The organism is Mycobacterium sp. 1245852.3 (assembly GCF_001669335.1).
Classification (GTDB): Bacteria; Actinomycetota; Actinomycetes; order Mycobacteriales; family Mycobacteriaceae; genus Mycobacterium; species Mycobacterium europaeum_A.
Genome location: NZ_LZLL01000388.1, coordinates 1 through 786, shown reverse-complemented (window position 1 = coordinate 786; position 786 = coordinate 1). Strand labels below are relative to the sequence as shown.

Here is a 786-nt window from a genome sequence, read left to right as displayed (position 1 = left end):
ACGTGGTGCTCATCTGGCTGACGGTGACCGGCTGAATGCCGGCCCGCCGGCACCTTTACTTCGCATACGGGTCGAACAGCGCCGACGCCAGGTGGTGCGGGTAGCGATCGGGATGGCGCACCACATACACCGACGCACCGGCCTCCTCGGCGGCGCGTTCGGCGATCACGTCCGTCATCTCTTCCAGCCCACCGCCGTGGATCGCCAAAAAGCCGAAACGCGAACGCAATTGGCTGCTCTCCGTCACGCCGGGCTCGCTCAGTAACGCCGAAAACGATTGCGGCCCAGCCCCGGACGTCGACGATTTCGGGCGGGGCCAGCCGGCCGGATCCCAGCGGCGCAAGAAGTCGACCCAGCGTTGCGGCAACCCGTGCTGGGTGGCGCCGTCGATGATCTTGGGTAGGTAGCCCGGCCGCGGTGGGCCCGGCGTCACCCGGTGGTCGATGTACACCCAGGCCGGCGCCGGTCCGTCGTCGGTGTGCACGGTCATTTCGTCGCGCCGGTAGCGCACCGGCACACCCTCGGCGCTGTCCAACGTCGCCAAGTCACCGTCGGAGATCTGCCAGACCACCCCGTAAACCTGGTTACCGGCGAGCGGTTCGACGGTGGCCACGCCGCGCTGGTTGATCAGCCAGTCGTGGTCGGCCAGCACCGCCGGCCGCGGATCCGCGGCGTCGGGGCAGCGCTGCGCCATCTGACGGACGCATAGGTTCGACCCGTATGCGAAGTAAAGGTGCCGGCGGGCCGGCATTCAGCCGGTCACCGTCAGCCAGATGAGCACCACGT

General features: G+C 68.4%; 1 pseudogene. It reads right to left on the bottom strand.

Annotated features, from left to right (window positions below):
- Positions 1 to 67: 67 nt before the first annotated feature.
- Positions 68 to 751: pseudogene (locus tag A9W96_RS17610) on the bottom strand (gamma-glutamylcyclotransferase); the annotation flags it as partial.
- Positions 752 to 786: the final 35 nt, after the last annotated feature.